The organism is Catenuloplanes niger (assembly GCF_031458255.1).
GTDB classification, from domain to species: domain Bacteria; phylum Actinomycetota; class Actinomycetes; order Mycobacteriales; family Micromonosporaceae; genus Catenuloplanes; species Catenuloplanes niger.
Map to the genome: position 1 here is coordinate 6,464,730 of NZ_JAVDYC010000001.1, position 22,099 is coordinate 6,486,828.

Annotated in this window: 25 protein-coding genes; 15 read left to right on the forward strand and 10 right to left on the reverse strand. The window is 72.5% G+C overall.

The window, feature by feature from the left end; all coding sequences use genetic code 11:
• Nucleotides 1–70: 70 nt before the first annotated feature.
• Nucleotides 71–937, forward strand: coding sequence for a hypothetical protein (locus J2S44_RS28740; protein ID WP_310420271.1), 867 nt, complete (start codon nt 71–73; stop codon nt 935–937).
• Nucleotides 938–1,005: 68 nt separating this feature from the next.
• Here the strand turns inward: J2S44_RS28740 and J2S44_RS28745 are convergent, their stop codons facing one another.
• The 4 genes from J2S44_RS28745 to pdhA form a co-directional block, all read right to left on the reverse strand.
• Nucleotides 1,006–1,809, reverse strand: coding sequence for a carbohydrate ABC transporter permease (locus J2S44_RS28745; protein ID WP_310420273.1), 804 nt, complete (start codon nt 1,807–1,809; stop codon nt 1,006–1,008).
• A complete protein-coding gene (locus J2S44_RS28750; RefSeq protein ID WP_310420275.1) occupies nt 1,806–2,654 on the reverse strand; it encodes a carbohydrate ABC transporter permease in 849 nt (282 codons plus the stop codon). Before J2S44_RS28750 ends, J2S44_RS28745 begins: the two co-directional genes overlap by 4 nt.
• Nucleotides 2,651–3,928, reverse strand: a complete 1,278-nt coding sequence (locus J2S44_RS28755) for an ABC transporter substrate-binding protein (protein ID WP_310420278.1) — start codon at nt 3,926–3,928, stop codon at nt 2,651–2,653. Before J2S44_RS28755 ends, J2S44_RS28750 begins: the two co-directional genes overlap by 4 nt.
• 159 nt (nt 3,929–4,087) lie before the next feature.
• Nucleotides 4,088–5,182, reverse strand: coding sequence for a pyruvate dehydrogenase (acetyl-transferring) E1 component subunit alpha (gene pdhA / locus J2S44_RS28760; RefSeq protein WP_310420280.1), 1,095 nt, complete (start codon nt 5,180–5,182; stop codon nt 4,088–4,090).
• Nucleotides 5,183–5,335: 153 nt separating this feature from the next.
• Between pdhA and J2S44_RS28765 the strand changes: the two genes are divergently transcribed.
• Together J2S44_RS28765 and J2S44_RS28770 are read left to right on the forward strand one after the other, a co-directional pair.
• A complete protein-coding gene (locus J2S44_RS28765) occupies nt 5,336–5,881 on the forward strand; it encodes a YflT domain-containing protein (RefSeq protein ID WP_374728025.1) in 546 nt (181 codons plus the stop codon).
• A 91-nt stretch (nt 5,882–5,972) separates the two neighbouring features.
• Nucleotides 5,973–7,034: a hypothetical protein gene (locus J2S44_RS28770; protein WP_310420284.1), complete on the forward strand. Its 1,062-nt coding sequence runs from the start codon at nt 5,973–5,975 to the stop codon at nt 7,032–7,034.
• A gap of 347 nt (nt 7,035–7,381) precedes the next feature.
• Here the strand turns inward: J2S44_RS28770 and J2S44_RS28775 are convergent, their stop codons facing one another.
• Nucleotides 7,382–8,212 (reverse strand): NAD(P)H-binding protein, encoded by an 831-nt coding sequence (locus tag J2S44_RS28775; RefSeq protein WP_310420286.1) that lies wholly within the window; start codon nt 8,210–8,212, stop codon nt 7,382–7,384.
• A 102-nt stretch (nt 8,213–8,314) separates the two neighbouring features.
• On the opposite strand from J2S44_RS28775, the gene J2S44_RS28780 reads away from it, so the two are divergent.
• Together J2S44_RS28780 and J2S44_RS28785 are read left to right on the forward strand one after the other, a co-directional pair.
• Nucleotides 8,315–8,698 carry a winged helix-turn-helix transcriptional regulator gene (locus J2S44_RS28780; protein ID WP_310420288.1) on the forward strand — a complete coding sequence of 128 codons (384 nt, stop codon included), beginning with the start codon at nt 8,315–8,317 and terminating at the stop codon, nt 8,696–8,698.
• 334 nt (nt 8,699–9,032) lie between these two features.
• Nucleotides 9,033–10,226 (forward strand): LCP family protein, encoded by a 1,194-nt coding sequence (locus J2S44_RS28785; protein WP_310420289.1) that lies wholly within the window; start codon nt 9,033–9,035, stop codon nt 10,224–10,226.
• Here J2S44_RS28785 and J2S44_RS28790 read toward each other — a convergent pair.
• Nucleotides 10,223–10,741 (reverse strand): RICIN domain-containing protein, encoded by a 519-nt coding sequence (locus J2S44_RS28790; RefSeq protein WP_310420291.1) that lies wholly within the window; start codon nt 10,739–10,741, stop codon nt 10,223–10,225. The genes J2S44_RS28785 and J2S44_RS28790 overlap by 4 nt on opposite strands.
• Before the next feature lie 116 nt (nt 10,742–10,857).
• The gene (locus J2S44_RS28795) at nt 10,858–11,292 is read right to left on the reverse strand and encodes an Lrp/AsnC family transcriptional regulator (RefSeq protein ID WP_310420293.1); all 435 of its coding nucleotides are present in this window, start codon (nt 11,290–11,292) and stop codon (nt 10,858–10,860) included.
• Between the two features lie 110 nt (nt 11,293–11,402).
• Here J2S44_RS28795 and J2S44_RS28800 point away from each other — a divergent pair, with 110 nt between their 5' ends.
• From J2S44_RS28800 to J2S44_RS28810, 3 genes are all read left to right on the forward strand, one after another.
• Nucleotides 11,403–12,203 carry a tryptophan 2,3-dioxygenase gene (locus J2S44_RS28800; protein ID WP_374728026.1) on the forward strand — a complete coding sequence of 267 codons (801 nt, stop codon included), beginning with the start codon at nt 11,403–11,405 and terminating at the stop codon, nt 12,201–12,203.
• 70 nt (nt 12,204–12,273) lie between these two features.
• Complete coding sequence (gene kynU, locus J2S44_RS28805) at nt 12,274–13,539, forward strand: kynureninase (protein WP_374727916.1); 1,266 nt, start codon at nt 12,274–12,276, stop codon at nt 13,537–13,539.
• Nucleotides 13,539–14,264, forward strand: coding sequence for an alpha/beta hydrolase family protein (locus tag J2S44_RS28810; protein WP_310420297.1), 726 nt, complete (start codon nt 13,539–13,541; stop codon nt 14,262–14,264). Before kynU ends, J2S44_RS28810 begins: the two co-directional genes overlap by 1 nt.
• Nucleotides 14,265–14,270: 6 nt before the next feature.
• Here the strand turns inward: J2S44_RS28810 and J2S44_RS28815 are convergent, their stop codons facing one another.
• Nucleotides 14,271–14,567 carry a hypothetical protein gene (locus J2S44_RS28815; protein ID WP_310420299.1) on the reverse strand — a complete coding sequence of 99 codons (297 nt, stop codon included), beginning with the start codon at nt 14,565–14,567 and terminating at the stop codon, nt 14,271–14,273.
• An 83-nt stretch (nt 14,568–14,650) separates the two neighbouring features.
• Here J2S44_RS28815 and J2S44_RS28820 point away from each other — a divergent pair, with 83 nt between their 5' ends.
• From J2S44_RS28820 to J2S44_RS28830, 3 genes are read left to right on the forward strand one after another with little or no spacing between them, the layout of a single operon-like run.
• Nucleotides 14,651–15,817 carry a 4-hydroxybenzoate 3-monooxygenase gene (locus J2S44_RS28820; RefSeq protein ID WP_310420301.1) on the forward strand — a complete coding sequence of 389 codons (1,167 nt, stop codon included), beginning with the start codon at nt 14,651–14,653 and terminating at the stop codon, nt 15,815–15,817.
• 17 nt (nt 15,818–15,834) lie between these two features.
• Nucleotides 15,835–16,935 carry a M20 family metallopeptidase gene (locus J2S44_RS28825; protein ID WP_310420303.1) on the forward strand — a complete coding sequence of 367 codons (1,101 nt, stop codon included), beginning with the start codon at nt 15,835–15,837 and terminating at the stop codon, nt 16,933–16,935.
• A gap of 53 nt (nt 16,936–16,988) precedes the next feature.
• Nucleotides 16,989–18,206: a diguanylate cyclase domain-containing protein gene (locus J2S44_RS28830; RefSeq protein WP_310420305.1), complete on the forward strand. Its 1,218-nt coding sequence runs from the start codon at nt 16,989–16,991 to the stop codon at nt 18,204–18,206.
• 58 nt (nt 18,207–18,264) lie between these two features.
• On the opposite strand, the gene J2S44_RS28835 is transcribed toward J2S44_RS28830, so the two are convergent.
• Nucleotides 18,265–19,119: an NAD(P)H-binding protein gene (locus J2S44_RS28835; protein WP_310420307.1), complete on the reverse strand. Its 855-nt coding sequence runs from the start codon at nt 19,117–19,119 to the stop codon at nt 18,265–18,267.
• A 123-nt stretch (nt 19,120–19,242) separates the two neighbouring features.
• Between J2S44_RS28835 and J2S44_RS28840 the strand changes: the two genes are divergently transcribed.
• From J2S44_RS28840 to J2S44_RS28855, 4 genes are all read left to right on the forward strand, one after another.
• Nucleotides 19,243–19,587 carry a winged helix-turn-helix transcriptional regulator gene (locus J2S44_RS28840; RefSeq protein WP_310420308.1) on the forward strand — a complete coding sequence of 115 codons (345 nt, stop codon included), beginning with the start codon at nt 19,243–19,245 and terminating at the stop codon, nt 19,585–19,587.
• A 9-nt stretch (nt 19,588–19,596) separates the two neighbouring features.
• Complete coding sequence (locus J2S44_RS28845) at nt 19,597–20,478, forward strand: LLM class F420-dependent oxidoreductase (protein ID WP_310420310.1); 882 nt, start codon at nt 19,597–19,599, stop codon at nt 20,476–20,478.
• A gap of 68 nt (nt 20,479–20,546) precedes the next feature.
• Nucleotides 20,547–20,945 carry a YchJ family protein gene (locus J2S44_RS28850; RefSeq protein ID WP_310420312.1) on the forward strand — a complete coding sequence of 133 codons (399 nt, stop codon included), beginning with the start codon at nt 20,547–20,549 and terminating at the stop codon, nt 20,943–20,945.
• A 66-nt stretch (nt 20,946–21,011) separates the two neighbouring features.
• Nucleotides 21,012–21,791, forward strand: coding sequence for a hypothetical protein (locus J2S44_RS28855; RefSeq protein ID WP_310420313.1), 780 nt, complete (start codon nt 21,012–21,014; stop codon nt 21,789–21,791).
• Here the strand turns inward: J2S44_RS28855 and J2S44_RS28860 are convergent.
• Entirely contained in the window at nt 21,788–22,048 is a 261-nt protein-coding gene (locus J2S44_RS28860; RefSeq protein ID WP_310420315.1) for a helix-turn-helix domain-containing protein, read from the reverse strand. The two genes, J2S44_RS28855 and J2S44_RS28860, sit on opposite strands and share 4 nt — an antisense overlap.
• Between the last annotated feature and the right edge of the window lie 51 nt (nt 22,049–22,099).

Sequence of the window (22,099 nt, forward strand, 5' to 3'; positions counted from 1 at the left end):
GGACGAGCGGCGGGGCGAGCCCGGGGATCCACGGGCTCGCCCGTTCGCTCTTTGACGCACGGAGGCGGCGATGGCGGGGCGGTGGAGAACGAGGCTGGCCACGGCCGCGCTGGCGGTGGTGGCCGCCGCGGTCCCGGTGGTCACGCCGAAGCTGACCAGCGTGGCCACGCCGCAGGGCGCGGCCGGCGCGCGGGCCATGTGGCTGTGGAGCCGCGCCGAGGCGGCCGAGGTCGTGCCGTGGGCGGCGGCCCGCGGCGTCCGGGAGATCTTCGCGTACGTGGAGACGGACGTCGCCCGCACGCCGCAGCTCGCCCGCCTGAAGGAGATCAGGAAGCGGGCCGCCGCGGTCGGCATCCGGCTCGTCGCGCTGAACGGCGACCCGGCCTGGATCGCCGACCCGGCCCAGGCCGTCGCGTGGCGCACGGCGGTCACCGCCACCGGCCTCTTCGCCGGCCTGCACGTCGACGTGGAACCGCACGTGCTCCCCAGCTGGGAGGGCAACCGCGCGACGCTCGGCGCCCGCTATCTGTCCATGCTGGACAGGCTGCGGTCCGGCGCCACGCTGCCGATCGAGGCGGACGTGGCGTTCTGGTACGGCGAGGTGACCGTCACCGGCGGGCGGAACCTGGCCGCCGAGACGCTCAAGCGCGTCGACGCGGTCACCGTGATGAGCTACCGCGACACCGCGGTCGGACCCAACTCGATGTACGAGATCAGCCGTGACTGGCTCGGCCGCGGCGCGAAGGCGGGCAAGAAGGTCCGCCTCGGCGCGGAGACGGCGGTGCTGGCGGACTGCGCGCACTGCAGCTTCGCGGAGGAGGGGGCGACCGTGCTGGGGACGCAGCTGTCCGCACTGGACCGCGCGGCCGCCCGGGACCGCGCCTACAACGGCATCTCCATCCAGCACTACTCCTCGTGGCGCGAGCTCCGCGCGTGACGTTGACGGAGGCATGAGGCTAGCCTCCTAGGAAGGAATGGGGCGGTGCGGCCTACCGGCGCCGCGGGTCAGCCCTTGATCGCTCCCGCCGTGATGCCGGCGACGAACCACCGTTGCAGGACGGCGTAGAGCAGCACCATCGGGATCGAGGCGATCACCACGCCGGTGAAGAGCAGGGGATAGTCGGTCAGGTACTCACCGGCGAAGTCGAGCAGCGCCAGCGGCAGCGTGCGGTTGGCCGGGTCGTCGATGAACAGCAGCGGGTACAGCAGGTCGTTCCAGTGCATGACCAGCAGGAAGATCGCGGTCGCGGCCAGCGACGGCAGGGACAGCGGGACCGCGATCCGGCGGTAGACGGCACACGGCCCGGCGCCGTCCAGCGCCGCGGCCTCGAACAGCTCGCGCGGGAGCGTGCGCATGAAGCCGGACAGGATGAACACCGCGACCGGCAGCGTCACCACCACGTTGACCAGCATCAGGCCGAACAGACTGTCGCGCAGGCCGAGCCGGTCGAACTGGACGTACTGCGGGATCATCATGGCCTGCGCGGGCACCGCGAGACCGGCGGCGAACGCACCGAACAGGATCCGGGACGGCCAGCGGGGGAGCCGGGCCACCGCGTAGCCGGTCAGGCTCGCCAGCACCAGCGTGACCGGCACCGAGACGATCACCACGAGCACGCTGTTGCCGAAGACGCGCAGCAGTCCGGCGTCCCCGAGGATCACCCGGTAGTTGCCGAGCGTGGGGGACAGCGGCGGGCCGAACGGCGACGCGAACAGATCCGGCGTGGTCTTGAAGGAGCCGAAGAGCACGACCATCAGCGGTACGACGATCAGCAGCGCGTAGACCGCGAGAAGTGCTCGTCTGGTCATCGTCCGGCTCCGATCCGCGCCGCCCGGTTCTGCATCCAGGTGACGACCCCGATGGCGATCATGAACACGACGGACTCCGCGGCGGCGTACCCGAGCTGGCTGTTGGCGAACGTGGTGTAGATCCGGGTGGACAGGATGTCCAGCGAGGACCGTGGTGGGTTGCCGGCCAGGCCGAGGATCAGGTCGAACGCCTTGAACGACTGGATCGTGGTGTACGCGACGACCAGCGCGGTCGTCGGGGCCAGCATCGGCCAGGTGACGAACCGGAACCGCTGCCGGCGCCCGGCGCCGTCGACGTGCGCGGCCTCGTACAGCTCGGCCGGGATCTGGTGCAGGCCGGCGATGAACAGCACCATCATCTGCCCGGCGTGGAACCAGATCTGCGCCACCGCGACCCACAGGATCGCGGTGTCCTCGTCACCGAGGAACACCCCGGGCACGCCGAGCGAGTGCAGCAGCCCCAGGTTCGGGTCGTAGACGAACCGCCAGACGAACGCGACCGAGATCGAGGAGAGCACGGTCGGCAGGAAGAACAGCGCGCGCAGCGCGGTCGAGCCGCGGCTGCGGGCGGCGAGCAGCACGGCCAGCCCGAGGGCCAGCACGGTCTGCCCGCTCACCACGGACAGCAGGAACGTCAGGTTGTTGCCGAGCGCGTTCGCGAACTGGTCGTCCGCGGTGACGATCCGCGTGAAGTTGCCGGTGCCGACCCGGTTGAACGTCGGGCTGAAACCGTCCCAGTCCGTGATCGCGTACTGCAGGCCCTGGACCGCCGGCAGCACGAAGAACGCCAGGTAGAGCGCCAGCGCCGGGATCGGGAACAGGTAGAGACCCCAGTGTCGCCTCACCGCTTCTGGTCCACCACCCGCTGCGCGGCCTCGGCCGCCTCCTCCGGCTTCGTGCCGCCGACGACCTTCACGGCGGCCTCCTCCACGGCCGTACGGATGTCCAGGTCGTTGAACTGGAACCGCGGCGCCAGCAGCGTCTTCTCGGTGAGCCAGGGTGCGAACGCCCGGAGGTCCGGGTTCGTGTACTCCACACCCGCGACGGTCACGTGCTGGGACGTGCCGTTCGCGTAGACCGCGGCCACGGCCGGGTCGGAGAGGTGGGTGAGCCAGGCGAGCGCGGCGGCCCTCTTCGGCGAGTTCGCGTTGACGCCGAGGATGAACGTGGCGTTGAAGATGCCGGTGTAGCGCGGGTTCGCGACCGTGATCGGCGCGTACAGCCCGAACGGGAACCGCGCGCCGAGCTTGCGGACCGGGCCGGCCGCGTAGGAGCCGGTGGCCAGGAACGCGGCCTTGCCGGTGGCGAACAGCTGCATCGCGGCCTCGTTGGCGGTGCCGGTCGCGCCGTCCTGGAAGTACGGCCTGAGCTGCTCGTACTGTCGGAGCGTGGTGAGGAACCAGTCGTCGGTGACCTTCAGCGTGCCGGCCTCGACCTGGGCGAACGCGTCGTCGGCCGGCGCGTTGTTCATCACCATCGAGTTGATCAGCTGGCCGCCGTTGCCGCTGTCGCCGCCCGGCCAGGCGATCGGCGTGACGCCCTTGCCCTTGAGGCCGTCGAGCACGCCGAGGAAGCCGTCCCAGGTCCGCGGCAGGTCCGCGTACCCGTGCCGGGCGAGCAGGTCCGGGTTGGTCACCGGCATGTTGAAGACCAGCTGGTACGGCAGGCCGAGCTGCCGGCCGCCCTGCGCACCGGCCGCGATCAGCGCCGGCTCGTACGCGCCGACCAGCGGCTGGCCGGTCAGGTCGGTCCAGACGCCGGCGGACGCGACCGTGGTGAACTGCGCGCCGCGGAACGCGGTGAACGCGTCGCCCACGCCGCCGCCGCGGATCTTCGTCAGCGCGGTGCTCTGGTAGTCCGCGGACGCGGATATGTCCTGCCGCACCGTGACCTTCGGGTGCTTCCCCACGAAGCTCGCGATCACCTGGTCGAAGACGTCCTTGTCCTCGGCGCGCCAGTGCGCGAACGACAGCTCGCCCTCGACCGGGCCGTCGAAGCCACCGCTCGCAGCCGGCGTGGCCTCGCCGCCGGGCCCGGCGCAGGCCGCGAGCGCGACGGCGCCACCGGCGAGACCGGCGGCCCGGAGCAGGTCACGGCGGGAGAAGACGTGGTGGGACATGGGTGCGCCTCCGTGCGATGGATATGTTGCGCCGAAACTTCCCACATTTCCTACCGACTTGCAAGGTTTTGGTGCTGAGGAGGTGTGTTCACGTGCACGGCGCGGCAATCATGACCGCGACGGTACGCGCCGACCGTCCAAGATCGACAGAGGTTGGGGTCAGCCTTCGAACGAGGTCGTGTACGCCTCGTGCCGGGCACGCTGCGCCTCCACGAGCGGTGACCCGTGCGCGTACGCGTGATCGAAGATCGTCGACGAGTCCGGCGCAGGCAGCCCCAGCACCCGCTCGCGCAACTCCACCGAGAGCCGCCGGACCTCCTCCTCGATCTTCAGGAACAGGTCGTCGTCCGCGAGCCCGCGGCGGCGCAGGAACGTGGCCAGCCGGGCGATCGGGTCGCGTGCCGCCCACGCCTGCTCCTCCGCGCTCGCCCGGTACCGGCTCGGGTCGTCCGACGTGGTGTGCGCGCCCATCCGGTACGTGTACGCCTCGATCAGCATCGGACCCGCGCCGCGGCGCGCCCGGTCCAGCGCGTGCCGCGTCACCGCGTAGCTGGCCAGCACGTCGTTGCCGTCCACCCGCACGCCCGGGAAGCCGAAGCCGGCCGCCCGCCGGTAGAGCGGCGCCCGGGACTGCCGCTCCGGGGGCACGCTGATCGCGTACTGGTTGTTCTGGCAGAAGAAGACGACCGGGGCCTGGTGCACGCCGGCCCAGACGAACGCCTCGTTCACATCGCCCTGCGCGGTCGCACCGTCACCGAAGTAGACGATCGCGGCCTCGCCGTCGTCGCCCAGCCGCCCGTCCAGCGTGATGCCCATCGCGTACCCGGTGGCGTGCAGCGTCTGCGCGCCGACGACCAGCGTGTACATCTGCGTCCGGTGCTCCGCCGGGTCCCAGGCGCCGTGGTCGAGGCCGCGGAACAGCGAGAACGGCAGCAGCGGGTCCAGGCCGCGGGCATAGAGCACGCCGTGCTCGCGGTAGCTCGGGAACAGCATGTCCTGCGGCCGCAGCGCCCGGCCCGAACCGACCTGCGCCGCCTCCTGCCCGGCCAGGCTCGCCCACAGCGCCATCTCGCCCTGCCGCTGCAGCGCCACGCCCTCGGCGTCCAGCCGCCGGGTCACCACCATGTCCCGGTAGAGGCCCATCAGCTCCTCGTCGGTCAGGTCGACGGAGTACTCCACGCCGTCCTGACCGACCGACCGCTCGATCCGCTCGCCGTCCGGCGTCAAGAGCTGTACGAAGTCCGGTTGCTCCATGCTGTATCCCTCCGCTGCGATGGATCATCCTCCGCCGGTTGTCCGAGGCGCCACAGATCGTCGCACCGGTGACCGTGCACACAACGAATTCACATGCCTCCGGATGCCGAACCGTGTCCTCGGCCGGGTACTCCGGTCGAGACGACCGACTACCTGGAGGCGAAGATGTCCGATACCGACCCCGGCAGACCGATTCCGCCCGGCCCCGCCGGCGCCGTGCCCGCACCGATCGGCCCCGACACCGGCTCGACCGTCGCGGTGGCGAGCTACCCCGACTACCCGTCCGCGCAGCGCGCGGTCGACTACCTCTCCGACAACCAGTTCCCGGTGGAGCGGACCGCGATCGTCGGCACCGACCTGCGCCTGGTCGAGAACGTGCTGGGCCGGCTCACGGTCGGCCGTGCCGCGCTCGCCGGCCTGGCCAGCGGCGCCTACTTCGGCTTCTTCATCGGCCTGCTGCTCAGCCTGTTCACCGAGGGCTCCTGGCTCGGCATCATGCTCTCCGCCGTGCTGATCGGCGCGCTCTGGGGCGCGGTCTTCGGCGCGATCGCGCACGCGCTCACCGGCGGCCGCCGCGACTTCACCTCGCGCAGCTCGCTGCAGGCCGGCCAGTACGCGGTGACCACCACGCCGGACGTCGCCGAGCAGGCCCGTCAGCTTCTCGTCCGGCTGAACTGGCAGGCCAGCGGCGCGTCCTGAATCACTCATGGTCGATTCCGTGGTTCGGCGCCGCCGGATGGGTATGTCGGTGCGGGGACCTGACGCGCGAGGGAGGGGCACGGGCCACGGAATGACCAAGGATCAACACCACGAGGACGACAAGGAACGGCGGGTCTGGTCGAAGATCGACCTGGTGAAGCTCGCGGCCGGCACGCTCGCCGCGATCTCCTCCGCCGTGTGCGCGTCCTGGCTGGGCGTCACCGGCACGATCGTCGGCGCCGCGCTGGCCAGCGTGATCGCCACGGTCGGCCAGGAGCTCTACGCACACTCGCTCAAACACACCTACCAACGCCTTCGGGGGGTACGCCTGGAGCAGGCCCTCGCGGTCGTCGGCGCGACCACGCGCGTGGCGACCCCGGCCGGCCGTCCCGCACCCGTGCCGCGCGCGAGCGACGACACCGTCCTCCTGGACGATCGCGCCGACGCGTCCGGCACCCGGGACGACGCCGCCGACGGGCGCCGGGCCTCGGACCGCCCGGTCCCGGCCCGTGCGGCCGCGGCCGGCACGGGCATCGACTCCGCGTCCGGCTCGGGCTCGGGCTCCGCGTCCGGCTCGGGCTCGGGCTCCGCGTCCGGCTCGGGCTCCGGGCCGGCCTCCGGGTTCGGCACGGACGGCGGTGGAGCCGACATCGGCGCCTGCCCGGCCGGCCGTGACGGCGGGGCACCGGCCCGCGCCCGGTTCGCGGACCGGCCGGACCGGGACGACGACCGCGCCGGCCGGCGCGCCCACTGGGTCCGGCTGGGCCTGGCCACGGCCGCGATGTTCGTCTTCGCCATGCTGGCGATCTCCGCGTTCGAGCTGATGGCCGGTGACTCGCTGGCCGGCCTCTTCGGTGACGGCTCGGCGGGAGCCACCACGGTGCCGTTCCTGTCCGGCGACGGCGACCCGGCCCCGGTCTACACCCCGGAGCCGCCCATCTCGACCGTGCCGGTCGACCCGACCACCACGGCCACCGCGCCCGCCGAGGTGCCGCAGACCACGGCATCGGCGGACGCCCCGGCCACGGCCGACCCGGCGCCGAGCAGCGGGACCGGCCCGCAGCCCGAACCGACCACCGATCCGGTCACCCCACCGGACACCGGCGGCACCGGCGACATCCCGGCCGAGGAGGCACCGGCCACCGAGGGCTGAGCACCACACCGTCCCCGATCGGGGCGTCCCGCCACGGGATGCCCCGATCGCTGTGCGCGGACCCGGTCATCCGGCCCTGCCGGATGACCGCCTTGGCGGTCAGCGTGTCTTGCCGGTTGTCCGCCAAGGCGGTTATCCGGTCCCGCCGGTCAGCCGGTCCCGCCGGTCGCGCCGGTCGCGCCGGTCAGCCGGTCCCGCCGGTCGCGCCGGTCAGCCGGTTCCGCCGGTCAGCCGGTTCCGCCGGTCGCGCCGGTCAGCCGGTTCCGCCGGTCAGCCGGTTCCGCCGGTCGCGCCGGTCAGCCGGTCCCGCCGGTTATGCGGTCCCGCCCGTCAGCCGGTTCTGCCGGTCAGCCGCCATCCGGTCGGCCGGCCTCGGTGGCCGGTCTGCCGGTCAGGTCGGGCACCGTGGTGGTGACGGTGGCGTAGCGGCCGGAGCGGATCGCGCGGCCCAGCTCGACCAGCGCGTCGGCGACCGGCGGCGGGGTGCCGCCGGCGATCAGGTGGGCGCGGTAGCCGTCGTCGGACACGTGCACCGCGGTGACCTCCGGCCCGGCGAGCGCGGCCAGGTCACCGGCGGTCAGCGCGCGCGGGCCGGTCACGTCCAGGACCCGGCCGTGCAGGTCCCCGGTGCGGACCAGCGCGGCGGCGGCCGTGGCCGCGCAGTCGTCGCGCCGCACGTACGCGACCGCGCCGTCGCCGGTGTTCGTCACGTACCGGCCGGTGGTGCGGGCGCCGGCGAGCAGCCCCGGGATGCCCTCGGCGTAGACGGCATCGCGCAGGATCGTCCACCGTGGCGCGGTCGCGCGCAGATGCGCCTCGGTGGCCCGGTGCGCGCGGTGCAGCATGTCGGGCGGGCCGTCGCAGGCGACCAGCGACGTGTAGACCAGGTGCCGCACCCCCGCGTCCCGGGCCGCGTCGATCGCGGCCGTGTGCTGCGCGATCCGCCGCCCGGGCTCCCAGGCGTCCGTGCTGACCAGCAGCAGCCGGTCCACGCCCGCGAACGCGGCCGGCAACCCGGCCGGCTCGTCGAAGTCCGCCCGGCGCACGGTCACGCCGTCCGGGGCCGGGCACGATCCCGGCGTGCGCGTCAGCGCGACGACCTCGTGTCCCGCCGCGGCCAGCAGCCGGACCGCCGCACTCGCCAGCGCGCCCGACGCGCCGGTCACCCCGATGCGCATTCCGCCACCTCCTCGAAACCGGATTGCCGCACCGATCGTGCCGCCGCCATGATCTGCGCGGAAGAGGGCAGTCGGAAGTGCCCGAGGCACACGGGAGTAACCATGATGGACCTGCGCCTGCCACCGGACGTCCGGGTCACCGAGTCGATGCGCGAGCACTGCCCGCTGCGCGACACACTGGACCGGATCGGCGACCGGTGGACCGTGATCGTCGTGGTGCTGCTGCGCGACGGCCCGCGCCGCTTCACCGACCTGCGCCGCGCCGCCGCCGGCATCAGCCAGCGCATGCTCACCCACACGCTGCGCTCGCTGGAACGCGACGGCCTGCTCACCCGCACCGTCCATCCCACGGTCCCGCCGCGGGTCGACTACGAACTGACGCCGGCCGGCCGGTCGCTGACCGAGCCGCTGACCGCGCTGCTGCACTGGTCGCTGCGCCACCACGAGCACGTGCGCGCCAGCCGCGCCTCCTACGACGACCGCTGATCGCGGCACCCCACGCCGGCCACCGGCCCACCGTCCGCCTCCCGGCGTGCCGCCGGCGGCCCGCGAGACTCAGTCGGGTACGTGAACTTCGGGCGGGCCGCACATAGCCGTGCCGCGCGGCTGAGCCGGCCCCGCGACGCCCGGCGCGGCCGGGACTCCGGCCGAGGCCGCGACTCCGGCGACGGCTCATGTCCGTGCGGGCTCCGCGGGTCACTCGATACTTACGGAAGGTGACGTCTGAACCCTCGGCGGCTGCGGTGCGTGATCGACGGTAATGACCGCCGCAGCGGCCGCGCGTGCGTAACGCCCGCCGCCCGAACGATCAGGAGAGCGTGTGAGGCGTCGGAGCAGGAGGCAGCGCGGCTGGGGACGGCGGAGCGGCTGGGGACGGCAGAGCGGCTGGGGGAGACGGCGTACCCCGTGGGGGAAGGTCCTCGCCGGGGCGGCCGCGACCGCGCTGGTGCTCGGCGGCGGCGCGGTCGTCGGCGGCCGCATGCTGCTCACCGCCGCCACCGGCACCGTGACCCGCCAGGACCTGCTCGGCGACGCCCGCAAGGAGCGCGAGCGGGTCGACGTCGACGGCGCGAAGAACATCCTCCTGGTCGGCCTGGACACCCGGCCGGGCGAGGACGAGGGCGAGCCGGCCCGGTCCGACTCGATCATCGTGCTGCACATCCCGGCCACGCACGACCACGCGTACCTGGTGTCGCTGCCGCGGGACACGCTGGTGGAGATCCCGGAGTACGACAACGGCGAGGTGCCGTTCGCGGGCGGGCCCAACAAGATCAACGCGGCGTTCGCGTTCGGCAGTCAGGGTCTGACCGGCGCGGACGCGCTGTCCGGCGGGTTCGAGTTGCTGGCCATGACGGTGCGGGACACGACCGGCATCACACCGGACGCGGGCGCGATCATCGACTTCGACGGGTTCACCGAGGTGGTGGAGGCGCTCGGCGAGGTCTGCATGTACGTCGACGGCCAGGTCACCTCGATCCACGTCGGCACGAACGACCGCACCGGCGAGCCGGCCCCGCCGTTCCTGGTGAACCCGGACGGCACGATCCGCGGCCGGGTGCCGGGCGTGACGCCGAACGTGTACGAGAAGGGCAACCGGTGCTTCACACCCGACGAGGCACTGGACTTCGTGCGGCAGCGCGACCTGCTGGAGACGAACGACTTCGACTACGGCCGGCAGCGGCACCAGCAGCAGTTCATGAAGGCGGTGCTGAACGGCGTCCTGGAGGGGGACGCGACCGAGTTGCCGTCCCTGCTGGCCGCCGTCGGCAGGACCATGACGGTTGACGACGGCGGCATTCCGCTGGAGGACTGGATCTTCGCGATGCGCGGGATCCGTTCCGGCGCGCTGACCACGCTCAAGGTGAACGACGGCGATTTCAACACCGAGACGATCGACGGAGTGGGCAGCGCGGAGATTCTCGACGAAACGTCGACGGAAATGTTCGAGGCGATGGCCGAGGACGACGTGAAGGCTTTTCTTGCCGCGAATCCGGATGTCGTGAATAGCGATTAGTGGGCCGTGTACCACTGCTGGTTGAGATTGTCCGTGCCGTTCCAGTCGTCCCAGAGCTGCACGTCGGTGCCGTTCTGGAACAGCACGTTGCGGTCCGCGTCCAGACCGCGTCCGGTCGCCACGCTGCGGATCATGGTGTTGCCGTTCTCCATCGGCTCCATACGCCACTCCTGGTGCTCGGCGCCGGAGCAGTCCCAGAGCCGGACGCGGGTGCCGGGCATGCCCGCGGTCTGGGTGTCCGCGTCCAGGCAGCGTCCGCTCGCCTTGTTCCGGATGGTGCCGCCGTCCGCGTACCAGAGCTGGTTGTCGCCGGTGTGACAGTCCCACAACTGCAGCCGCGTGCCGTTCTTCACGATCATGCCCTTGTCCGCGTCCACGCACTTGTCGTTGTAGACGTTCCGGATCTGGAAGTAGGTGGTGTCATCCGCGTGTGCGGGTGAGGAGAGCGCGAGAGAGAGCCCGGCGAGCGAGAGGGATGCGGCGAGGAGGAGGGTAGAATTCGCAATTCTCGTCATGCCGGGAAGGCTACCGGTAATGGTGCCCGCGCAATTGCCGTATCGACGAACAGGTCTATGATGGACGGGCTTTCCGGTGGGCATGGCCGGAAAGCGCGCGGTCGGCCGTGGCGATGTCAGGAGCGGGTGAGTGGCCGCCACTCCAGCGGTGTGGACAGGATCATGGTGCTGGACGGCGGCCCGTACCGGCCGAGCCGGTCGATCACCCGCTCGAACGCGACCATCGACGCGGCCGCGACGCGCAGCATGCAGCACGTGTCGCCGGTGACGCGGTGGATCTGCAGGATCTCCGGCCAGGTCGCCACGTCCGGGTCGCGCAGCACGCAGAGCGGCCCGTAGCAGGACATCCGGATCAGCGCCAGCACGCTGCGTCCGGCCCGCGCCGGGTCGATGTGCGCGTGGTAGCCGGTGATCACGCCGGACTCCTCGAGGCGTCGCACCCGCTCGGCTACGGCCGGCGCGGACAGGTGCACCCGCCGGGACAGCTCGGAGTAGGACAGCCGGGCGTCGGCCTGGAGCTCGCCGAGGATCGCCCAGTCCATGTCGTCCATACGCACTTTCCGTTCGTAAGGTCGATCGCAAGATCAGGTTATGAAAGCAAGGTAGATGCCGGGAAGGACCAGCGACAAGGCATTCCGGAAAGCCGGAGCGCGGAGGAATCATTGACCGCGTGATCGAGACCCGGACCGCGGCCCAGCGTGACGCCAGGGCCGCCGCGAACGCCGGCGAGCCGACGACGACGTTCGCCGGCCGCGTGCCCTACGACGCCTACGTGCACGCCACCACGCTGCACTCGCTGCAGCGCACGCTCAGCGGTGAGCCGGGCGAGATGTCGTTCCTGATGGTCAGCCAGATCATGGAGCTGTACTTCGGCCTCACCCGGTTCGAGCTGGCCGGCGCGCGCGACCTGATCAGGAAGGACGACGCCTGGGGCGCGCTCGCCCCGCTGCGCCGCGCCGCGCTGGACCTGGAGGGCCTGAACGCGGCGTGGAAGGCGCTGAGCTGGATGACGCCGTCCGACTTCAACGGGTTCCGCGACCTGCTCGGCGAGGGTTCCGGCTTCCAGTCGGCGGCCTACCGGGAGCTGGAGTTCCTGCTCGGCCTGAAGACCGAGTCGCTGATCCGGCCGTTCCGGGGCTCCGAGGCGTACCCCCGGCTGGTCGAGGCGCTCGAGGAGCCGAGCCTGTGGGACGAGACGATGGCGTTGACGCGACGGCACGGCCGGGGCTGGGTCGAGATCTACGCCGACGACGGCCCGCACAACCACCTGCGCATGCTCGGCGAGGCGCTGACCGCGGTGGCCGTGGCGTTCGGCGAGTGGCGGCACCAGCACCTGCTCACGGTGCGCCGCACGATGGGCGCGAAGCCCGGCTCCGGCGGCTCCGCCGGCATCACCTGGCTGGAACGGTCCGCGGCCCGGGTCGTCTTTCCCGAGCTGTGGGAGGCTCGCACCCACATGTGAGCGCCCGGGGGCGACCCGGCACCGAGCGACGAGACGAGCGGAGACCCGAGACCCGATGATGCCGGACCCGATGACGCCGGATGAGACGGACGCGCTGCGCCGGGACGCCGAGGACCCCGGCCACCGGTCCATGTTCCTGGTCCCGCCCGCGTCCGGCGGCCGGTACGCGGAGTCGGCGTACCTGGTCGGCAACTCGCTCGGTCTGCAGCCCCGCGCGGTCCGCGACGACCTGGCCGCGCACCTGGACGACTGGGCCACGCTCGGCGTCGAGGGCCACTGGGAGGCGCATGAGCCCTGGCTGACGCTGCCGCAGCGGCTCGCCGTGCCGTCCGCGCGGATCGTCGGCGCCCGTCCGGCGGAGACGGTGGTGATGAACTCGCTCACCGTCAACCTGCACCTGCTGATGATCTCGTTCTACCGGCCGTCCGGCGCCCGGACCCGGATCGTCATCGAGGACGCCGCGTTCCCGTCGGACAGTTACGCGGTGCGCAGCCAGGCCGCGCTGCACGGCCTGGACCCGGACGCGACCGTGGTCCGGCTGCGTCCGCGCGCCGGCGAGGACGCGCTGCGTACCGAGGACGTCACCGCGTTCCTGCGGGACGAGGGCGACACGGTCGCGCTGCTGCTGCTCGGCGGCGTCAACTACCTGACCGGTGAGCTCGTCGACATCCCGGCGCTGACCGAGGCCGGGCATGCGGCCGGTGCGCTCGTCGGCTGGGACCTGGCGCACGCGGCCGGCAGCGTGGAGCTGCGCCTGCACGACTGGGGCGTCGACTTCGCGGCCTGGTGCAACTACAAGTACCTCAACTCCGGCCCGGGCGCGCCCGGCAGCGCGTTCGTGCACGCCCGGCACCTCGGCGACCCGGCGATCCGGCGGCTGGACGGCTGGTGGGGCACGGACGAGCGGACCCGGTTCGAGATGGCGCCGGTCAGCCGCCCGCCGGCGAGCGCGGACGCGTGGCAGCTCTCCACGCCGCAGACGCTCGCGCTCGCGCCGATGACCAGCGCGCTCGCCCTGTTCGACGAGGTCGGCATGCCCGCGTTGCGCGCCCGCAGCCTGCGCCTGACCGAGTACCTGATGGACCTGCTGGGCTCGGTCACGCCGCACCGGCCGCTGGAGGTCATCACGCCCCGGGCCGTGGACCGCCGCGGCGGGCAGGTCTCCGTGCGCGTGACCGGGCAGAGCGCCGGTGAGCTGGCCAAACGGCTGCGCTTCGGGCACGGCGTGCTGGTCGACTCGCGCGAACCGGACGTGATCCGGCTGGCCCCGGCGGCGCTCTACTCCAGCTACCACGACTGCTGGCGCGCCGCGGCGGCGCTGGCCGCGCTCGCCTGATGCCGGGCGAGGACGAGTCGGTCCTGTCCCGGCCGGCGCCGGCGCCGGACCGGACGGTCGCCTACGGCGTGGATCAGGACCAGATCGCGGGGGTACGCCTCGGCGACGCGACCCGGCCGCTGCTGGTGATCCTGCACGGCGGGTTCTGGCGCCCGCGGTTCGACCGCACGCACACCGGCCCGATGGCGGAGGCGCTGCGCGCGGCCGGCTGGACCACCGCCGCGGTCGAGTACCGCCGGGTCCCCGGCGACCCGGACGCGACCGCGTCCGACGTGCGGGCCGCGCTGGACGCGCTGCCGTCGCTGGTGAGCGCGCACGACGGTCGCATGATCGTGATCGGTCACTCGGCCGGTGGCCAGCTCGCGCTGTGGGCGGCCGCGCATGATCACACGCTGCGGACGGTCGCGCTCGCCCCGGTCGCGGACCTGCGCCGGGCCGAGGAGCTGGGGCTGGGCGGCGGCGCGGTCCGGGCGTTCCTCGGCGCGCACGACGGGACGGCGCTCGACCCGATGCGGCTGCCACCCGTACCCGCGGACCGGTGTGTGCTCCTGCACGGCCGCCGGGACGAGACGGTGCCGGCCGCGCTGTCCGAGGCCTACGCGGCGCGGTGCGGGGCCGAGCTGATCGCGCCGGCGGACGCGCACCACTACTCGTTCATCGACCCGCGGGACCCGCACTGGCCGCTGCTGACGGACACGCTCTCCGGCCTGAGCCGGAGAGCGTGAACACCCTCACGCGCGGGTGCCGGAGACCTTCGAGGTGCCGAACGCGCCGAGCTTGACGTCGCCGGAGAGGTCGTCGCCGCTGGCGGTCACGTTGAACGCCAGCTTGACCGGGATCGGCTTGGTCAGGTCGAGCGTGAACGTGGCGTTGTCGCCGGACGCCGTGCCGTCCTGGATCGGGGCGGTCTCGCCGCCCTGCTTCGCGGTGCCGGTGAGCACGTCACCGTCCGCGGTCAGGTCGAGGACCGCCGTCTGCTTGCCCATCGGCGTGCTGATCTCTACGTTCCAGGTTCCCGAGATGCTCATGTGCGCGAGGCTACCCTACTGACGGGTAGGTAAAAAGCGTTCGCCTGTTTTCCGGCCACCGGAACAGCGATAGCGTGCGATGTATGCGGACTCAGGTCGGGATCATCGGCGCCGGCCCGGCCGGCCTGCTCCTGTCGCACCTGCTGCACCTCGCGGGCGTCGACTCCGTGGTCCTGGAGCTGCGCGACCGGGCGTACGTGGAGGCCCGCGTCCGGGCCGGGGTGCTGGAGCAGCCCACGGTCGAGCTGCTGCGTGAGGCCGGCGTGGGCGAGCGGATGGACGCGCGGGGCCTGCCGCACGACGGCATCTCGCTGCGCTTCGACGGCGCGGACCACCGGATCGACTTCCGGGCGCTGACCGGGCGGCGGATCACCGTCTACGGCCAGCAGGAGGTGGTCAAGGACCTGATCGCACGACGCCTCGCGGACGGCGGTGACCTGCGCTTCGGCGTGTCCGACGTGGCGGTGGACCCGCGCGCCGCCACGGTCTCGTTCCGCGACTCGGCCGGTGCGCGGCAGATCCTGCGGTGCGACGTGCTCGCCGGGTGCGACGGCTTCCACGGCATCACCCGCGACGCGATCCCGGCCGGCGCGCTGACCGTCCACCAGCACACGTACCCGTTCGCCTGGCTCGGCGTGCTCGCCGAGGCGCCGCCGTCGCACCACGAGCTGATCTACACGTACCATCCGCGCGGCTTCGCCCTGCACAGCATGCGGTCGCCGACGATCACCCGCCTCTACCTGCAGGTGCCGCCGGACGAGCGGATCGAGGACTGGTCCGACCGGCGGATCTGGGACGAGCTGCACACCCGGCTGGCCGCGGACGGATTCACGCTGGCCGAGGGGCCGATCCTGGAGAAGGGCGTGACCGGTATGCGCAGTTTCGTGGTCGCGCCGATGCGGCACGAGCGGCTGTTCCTGGCCGGCGACGCCGCGCACATCGTGCCGCCGACCGGCGCGAAGGGGATGAACCTCGCGATAGCGGACGTGCGCCGGCTCAGCGTCGCGCTCACCGCGCTCCTCACCGGCAACGATCCGGGACCCGCCGAGCGGTACGGCGCGGACTGCCTCGCCCGGGTCTGGCGCGCCCAGCACTTCTCCTGGTGGATGACCTCGATGCTGCACACGTTCCCCGGCCACGACCCGTTCCAGCGCGAGCTCCAGCTGGCCCAGCTGCGCTACACCGCGTCCTCGACGGCCGCCGCGACCTCGCTGGCGGAGAACTATGTCGGCCTGCCGTACTCGCCCTGATCCGACACAATGGATCGATGCTGGACGAGGCGTGGCTGACCGCGGCCGACGAGTTGTTGCGCATCCCGAGCACCGCGGACCGGCCCGCGGAGCTGGCCCGCGCGCTGGACTGGATGATCGACCGCGTCGGCCCCGGCATCACGGTCGAGCGGTTCGAGTCGCGCGGCAAGCCGAGCGCGCTGCTCTACCGCGGTGACGTGCGGCCCGGCCGGTTCCGGATCATCCTGAACGGCCACCTGGACGTGGTGCCCGCGCCGGACGCGCTGTTCACGCCGCGCCGCGCGGGCGACCGGCTCTACGCCCGCGGTGCCCAGGACATGAAGCTGTCCGCGCTGGTCATGGCGGACGTGTTCCGCGAGCTGGCACCGACCCTGCCGTACCCGCTGGGCCTGCAACTGGTCCTGGACGAGGAGGTCGGCGGCCGGGACGGCACCGGGCACCAGATCGAGGCCGGGGTGACCACGGACTTCGCGGTGATCGGCGAGATGAGCCGGCTGGACATCACGGTCGAGTCCAAGGGCCTGATCGACGTCACGCTCACCGCGGCGGGCCGGGCCGCGCACGGCGCCTACCCGTGGCTCGGCGACAACGCGCTGCTCACCGTGGTCGACGCGGTGCGGGCGCTGCTCTCCCGCTACCCGGTGCCGGCCGAGGAGGCGTGGCGCACCACGATCAACGTCGCGCGGATCGACACGCCGAACACGGCGTTCAACCAGGTGCCGGCGGCGGCCTCGGCGTGGCTGAACCTGCGCTTCCCGCCCACCGACCCGGACTTCACCGGGCGCGGTGTCGCCGAGGTGACGAAGCATCTGGCGGACATCGCCGGTCCGGGTGTCACGGTCGGCGTCGCCCACGTCGACGCGCCACACCTGGCCGAGCGGGACCACCCGGACGTGACCGCGCTGCGCCGGGCCGCGCGGGCGCAGGGGTACGCCGGGGCGTTCCTGCGCCGGCACGGTGCCGGCGACGGCCGGTTCTACTTCCAGGCCGGGATGGCCGCGGTCGCGTTCGGCATCGGCGGCGAGGGCCAGCACGGGCCGGACGAACACGCCGAGCTCGGCACGATCGCGCCGTACCGGGACGCGCTGCGGGACTTCCTGCGCGGCGTGCGTTCGTAAAGTTCGCACCTCCACGGCCGATGGGACAGGCACGGCGGCCGGGGACGGTGGGGATGAACGGTAAGGCGGGGCACGGCGAAGTCGACGCCGGCTCGCTTCAGCAACGACGCACGGTCGAGCTGGTCTCGCTCGGTGTGCGCGTCTTCGGCGCCGTCGCCGTGCTGATCCTTTTCGTGCTGGTCGCGCCCGGTCCCACGCTGCACGGCCTCCCGGAGATGACCTGGGTGCTGGTCGCCGTGCTGCTGTTCGCGCTCGGCAGCATGCTGTCGCTGGTCGCGCTGCGCTGCCGGGCCCGGCGCGTCTACCGCGTGCTGAGCCTCGCGCAGATCCCGATCGACCTGTTCAGCGTGCTGATGCTGATCTACGGCACGTCCGGCGATCCGCGCGCGGGCCAGGTCTGGGCGCTGCTGCTGGTGCCGATCCACGGCGCCGCCTACCGCGCGGACCTGCGCGGCGCGTTCGTCAGCGGTGCCGGTGCGATCGCCGGGCTGCTCGGCATCGTCTCGCTGCGGGCGCCGGACTGGCTCTCGCCCGGCGACGGGCTCGGCCTCCCGGTCATCATCGGCGTGCTGCTCGCGCTGACGTTGCTGACCGGCCTGCCGGCCAGCAACGCGAACAAGCGCATCCAGGCCATGCGGGACGCCAAGGCCGCGCTCAGCTATCAGGTGCACCACGACGCGCTCACGGGCCTGGCGAACCGGACCCGGCTGCACGACTTCGCCCGGCAGGCGATGGCCGACCGGCGCGAGATGGCCGTGCTGGCGCTCGACCTGGACGGGTTCAAGCAGGTCAACGACACGCTCGGGCACGCGGCCGGCGACGAGCTGCTCAAGGTGGTCGCGGCCCGGCTGCTCGCCCAGGCCCGCGACGACGACATCGTGGCCCGGCTCGGCGGCGACGAGTTCGTGATCGTGCTCTCCGGCGCGGACGCGGGCGTGGCGGCCGAGGTGGCCCGGCGCTGCATGGACGCGGTCGCGCAGCCGATCCAGCTGATGGGCGAGACCGTGTACGTCGGCACCAGCATCGGCTTCGCGACCACGGTCGGCGACGGCATGGTCGGTGTGCCGGGGACCGCGAGCTTCGGCCGGCGTGACTTCGACGGCGTGCTGCGCGCGGCGGACGCGCACATGTACACGGTCAAGGCGAACCGGAAGCAGGACCAGGGCCGCGCGATCCAGGCCCGTGCGCTCCCGGCGGGCACCTCGGCGGAGGCCGAGGCGGCGAGGCGCGGCCGGCACCGCGCCTCCCCGCCGGCGGCCTACCCGCACTGACCGCCGTGGCCGGCACCGGGGCGCCGTTCGCCGGAACGACGCCCCGATCCGGGTGCGGTCAGGCCTTGAGCGCGGCCGCGACCGCGTCGGCCAGCGGCGTGGTGGGCCGGCCGATCAGCCGGGACAGGTCGCCGGAGCCGGTGTTCAGCGCGCCGCGCGCGATGTTCACGTCCACGTCCGCGAAGAGCGCCGCCACCGGGGCCGGCATGCCGAAGCCGGCCAGCGCCTTCTCGAATTCGTCGGCGGGCAGGTCGCGGTAGACGACCTGGGTGCCGGACTGCGCGGTCACCTCCGCGGCCAGCTCGGCCAGCGTGATCGGGACGTCGCCGCCCAGCTCGTAGGCGACGCCGACCGGGCCGTCCGAGGTCAGCACCGCACCGGCCGCTGCCGCGTAGTCGGCCCGCGCGGCGGCGGCGATCCGCCCGTCGCCGGCCGCGCCGAGGATCGCGCCGTTCTGCAGCGTCTGCGGGAACTGGCCGGTGTAGTTCTCGAAGTACCAGCTGTTGCGCAGGAACACGTACGGCAGGCCGGACTCCTTGATCGCGGCCTCGGTCGCCTGGTGGTCCGCGGCCAGGTGCATCTCCGTGGTGTCCGCGTTCAGGATGCTGGTGTACGCGAGCAGGCCGGCGCCCGCGGCCTTCGCGGCGTCGACGACCGCCCGGTGCTGCGCGACGCGGTTGCCCGGCTCGCTGGAGACCAGCAGCACCTTCGTCGCGCCGGCGAACGCGGTGGCCAGCGTCTCCGGCCGGTCGTAGTCGGCCTCGCGCACCTGCACGCCGCGCGCGGCGAGGTCGGCGGCCTTCTCCGGGGTGCGGGCGGCGGCGACGATCTCGCCGGCGGGCACCCCGCGCTCCAGCAGGTCCTCCACCACGAGTCGGCCCAGGTGTCCGGTGGCGCCGGTAACGACGATCATGTCTGCTCCCAGTTGAGTGGCTCAGTGCTGCATCTCGAGACTGTACTAACTTTTCGAAAGTGCCAACGGATAGTGAGCACCGACACGAAACGCTGTGCCTTGGAACCGGATACCGTAGGCGGCGTGACCGACGTCGACCAGCTCTCCGCCAGCGTCTTCGCGCGCAACTGCACCTCCCGCGGCATCCTGGAGAACGTCGCCGGCAAGTGGGGGGTGCTGGCACTCGCCGCGCTGCACGACGGCGCGTACCGGTTCAACGCGCTGCGCCGCCGCGTCGACGGTGTCAGCGAGAAGATGCTGGCCCAGACGCTGCAGGCGCTGGAGCGCGACGGGCTGGTCCGCCGCGACGTGCAGGCCGCCATCCCGCCGCGGGTGGAGTACAGCCTGACCCCGTTCGGCGAGACGGTCGCCGGAAAACTGGTCGAGCTGGTCGAACTGATCCAGGACGAGGTCGATCAGCGGTCATAGGATCATCCCATGACCGTACGATTTGGCGTGTTCGTTCCCCAGGGCTGGCGGATGGATCTCACCGAGATCGCCGACCCCGTCGAGCAGTTCGAGGCGATGACCGCGGTCGCGAAGGCCGCCGACGCCGGTCCCTGGGACTCGATCTGGGTCTACGACCACTTCCACACCACGCCCGAGCCCACCGTGAACACCACGTTCGAGGCCTGGACGATCACGGCCACGCTGGCCCGGGACACCTCGCGGGTCAACGTCGGCCAGATGGTCGGCTGCAACGGCTACCGGCACCCCGCGCTCTACGCCAAGATGGCCTCGACCGTGGACGTGGCCAGCCACGGCCGCCTCTACGCGGGCCTCGGCGCCGGCTGGTACGAGCACGAGTGGAAGGCCTACGGCTACGAGTGGCCCGAGCTCAAGGACCGGATGGGCGCGTTCCGCGAGGCCGTCGAGATCGTCACGAAGATGTGGACCGAGGACGCGCCGGTCTTCGACGGCAGGTACTACTCGATCGACAAGCCGATCAACGAGCCGAAGGGCGTACGCCGCCCCCACCCGTCGTTCTGGATCGGCGGCGGCGGCGAGAACGTCACGCTCAAGCTCGTCGCCAAGTACGCCGACGGCGCCAACTTCGGCAACGGCGACCCCGACGTGATCCGCGAGAAGCTGGCCATCCTCCGCCGGCACTGCGACACGGCCGGCCGCGACTACGCCGACATCATCAAGTCCACCTCGGTCGTCGTCGACCTCGCCTGGTCCCGGGCGGAACTCCAGGCCCGGATCGACGCCGTCCTCGAGGCCGGTGCCGACTACCCGATCCTCTACTTCCCGCGTGTCGCCTACGACCACACCCCGCTGCTCAGCTTCGCCTCGGAGATCATCCCGCAGTACTCCTGACCGCCGGGTGGCCGGGGGAGGGCGCGGCCCCTCGCCCCGGCCGCGCGGGCCGCAGGGAGAATGGGCGAATGGCGAAACGGAAGCGGCAGGGCGGCGGCGAGGTCTGCCCGTGCGGGAGCGGCGGGACGTACGACGCCTGCTGCGGGCGGCTGCATCGCGCGGAGGCGGTGGCCGCGACGGCGGAGGAACTGATGCGGTCGCGGTTCAGCGCGTTCGCCCGGGGGGACGCCGGATACCTGCTCCGGACGTGGCACCCGAGCACCCGCCCGGACGACCTGACGTTCGACGACGCGCAGCGCTGGCTGCGGCTGGACGTGGTGGACAGCGCCGGCGGATCGCTGTTCGAGGCGGCCGGCGAGGTGGAGTTCAAGGCCCACTACCGGGCCGGCGGCCGGACCGGGACCGTGCACGAACGAAGCCGCTTCGTGCGCGAGGACGGCCGCTGGTTCTACGTCGCCGAGGCCTGATCACCGATATCTGTGTTGGAGCACGGCACCCGGCCTGGCTAGCCTCCCTACAGGGGGTGAGTGGCCGTGCACGGTGCGATGTTCGGTGTCACGTTCCTGCTGGCGAGCGCGTCCGCGACCGTCTTTCTCCTGCTGCGCTGCGAGGGGAAGGGCCGGCCGTTCGGGCCGAGCGCGCGGCGCTGGGCGTTCGCGGTGATCGGGGTGACCAGCGCGCTCTCCACCGCGACCGCGGTGCTGGCGGTGCTGATCGTCTCGCAGTTACCGGCCGCGCTGCTCGGGCTCGGCGTCGCCGCGCCCAGCATGCTGTGGCTGAGCGAGCTCAACAAACGGGCCGCGGACCGGCGGGACCTGCGCCGCGATCTGTCCTCCGTGTGGCTGACCCGGCTGCTCACCCGGCTGCAGGAGGGCATGGCCGACGACCGGCAGAACTGGTGCGAGGCGCGCGTCGACGACGAGTGGTCGACGGACGAGCTGAGCATGGCGGCGCGCTACTACCACGAGTACCTGATGGAGCGGCTGACCGTGGAGGAACGCCGCCGGGGCCGCATCCACGCGCAGCTCAACGCGATCCAGTCACGGCTGGACGTGGTGCACCTGATCGAGGCGAGCGCGAGCCGCGCCAAGGTCGTCGCCGCGTTGCAGGCCTCCCGGACCACGAAGGAGCCACGGTACGCCAAGGCGGTCGACGACCTGGGCCGGATGGCCGGCATCCTGCGCCACGACGCGTACCGTGACCTGGTGCGGCTGCTGGGCCTGGCCTACAACGCGGGCCACCACAAGATGGCACCGTACCGGCCGCCGATGGTGCTCAGCCCGGCCCCGGCCCCGCGGGTGCGCACGGCCTAGGCGAGGGCCTCGTCCACCGGGCGGAGCGTGAACTCCACCTGGGCGCCGAGCGCCTCGATCACCGAGGCGAGCGTGCGGAGCGTGAGGTTCTCGTCGCCGGAGAGGATCTGACTGACCCGGCCGGGGGACACGCCCATCGCCTGGGCGAGTTCACCGCGGGTCACCTTGTTCTCCCGCATGTACCACGTGACCTCGTCGACCACGGTCCGCCCGAAGTCGCCGCCGGCGGGCTCTGCATCGCGGAACAGGTGTCGCATGACGGCCTCCTCGGGGGACTCGTTCCCTACCATCGATGTTAGGCAGAACTA

Excerpts from the sequence above, each read along its gene's own strand:
- J2S44_RS28775 (WP_310420286.1), bottom strand. The coding sequence starts at position 8,212 with ATGCGCATCGGGGTGACCGGCGCGTCGGGCGCGCTGGCGAGTGCGGCG.
- J2S44_RS28790 (WP_310420291.1), bottom strand. The coding sequence starts at position 10,741 with ATGACGAGAATTGCGAATTCTACCCTCCTCCTCGCCGCATCCCTCTCG.
- J2S44_RS28770 (WP_310420284.1), top strand. The coding sequence starts at position 5,973 with ATGACCAAGGATCAACACCACGAGGACGACAAGGAACGGCGGGTCTGG.
- J2S44_RS28825 (WP_310420303.1), top strand. The coding sequence starts at position 15,835 with ATGCTGGACGAGGCGTGGCTGACCGCGGCCGACGAGTTGTTGCGCATC.
- J2S44_RS28795 (WP_310420293.1), bottom strand. The coding sequence starts at position 11,292 with ATGGACGACATGGACTGGGCGATCCTCGGCGAGCTCCAGGCCGACGCC.
- J2S44_RS28740 (WP_310420271.1), top strand. The coding sequence starts at position 71 with ATGGCGGGGCGGTGGAGAACGAGGCTGGCCACGGCCGCGCTGGCGGTG.
- J2S44_RS28810 (WP_310420297.1), top strand. The coding sequence starts at position 13,539 with ATGCCGGGCGAGGACGAGTCGGTCCTGTCCCGGCCGGCGCCGGCGCCG.
- pdhA (WP_310420280.1), bottom strand. The coding sequence starts at position 5,182 with ATGGAGCAACCGGACTTCGTACAGCTCTTGACGCCGGACGGCGAGCGG.
- J2S44_RS28835 (WP_310420307.1), bottom strand. The coding sequence starts at position 19,119 with ATGATCGTCGTTACCGGCGCCACCGGACACCTGGGCCGACTCGTGGTG.
- J2S44_RS28850 (WP_310420312.1), top strand. The coding sequence starts at position 20,547 with ATGGCGAAACGGAAGCGGCAGGGCGGCGGCGAGGTCTGCCCGTGCGGG.
- J2S44_RS28845 (WP_310420310.1), top strand. The coding sequence starts at position 19,597 with ATGACCGTACGATTTGGCGTGTTCGTTCCCCAGGGCTGGCGGATGGAT.
- J2S44_RS28860 (WP_310420315.1), bottom strand. The coding sequence starts at position 22,048 with ATGCGACACCTGTTCCGCGATGCAGAGCCCGCCGGCGGCGACTTCGGG.
- J2S44_RS28820 (WP_310420301.1), top strand. The coding sequence starts at position 14,651 with ATGCGGACTCAGGTCGGGATCATCGGCGCCGGCCCGGCCGGCCTGCTC.
- J2S44_RS28780 (WP_310420288.1), top strand. The coding sequence starts at position 8,315 with ATGATGGACCTGCGCCTGCCACCGGACGTCCGGGTCACCGAGTCGATG.
- J2S44_RS28830 (WP_310420305.1), top strand. The coding sequence starts at position 16,989 with ATGAACGGTAAGGCGGGGCACGGCGAAGTCGACGCCGGCTCGCTTCAG.
- J2S44_RS28745 (WP_310420273.1), bottom strand. The coding sequence starts at position 1,809 with ATGACCAGACGAGCACTTCTCGCGGTCTACGCGCTGCTGATCGTCGTA.
- kynU (WP_374727916.1), top strand. The coding sequence starts at position 12,274 with ATGACGCCGGATGAGACGGACGCGCTGCGCCGGGACGCCGAGGACCCC.
- J2S44_RS28755 (WP_310420278.1), bottom strand. The coding sequence starts at position 3,928 with ATGTCCCACCACGTCTTCTCCCGCCGTGACCTGCTCCGGGCCGCCGGT.
- J2S44_RS28815 (WP_310420299.1), bottom strand. The coding sequence starts at position 14,567 with ATGAGCATCTCGGGAACCTGGAACGTAGAGATCAGCACGCCGATGGGC.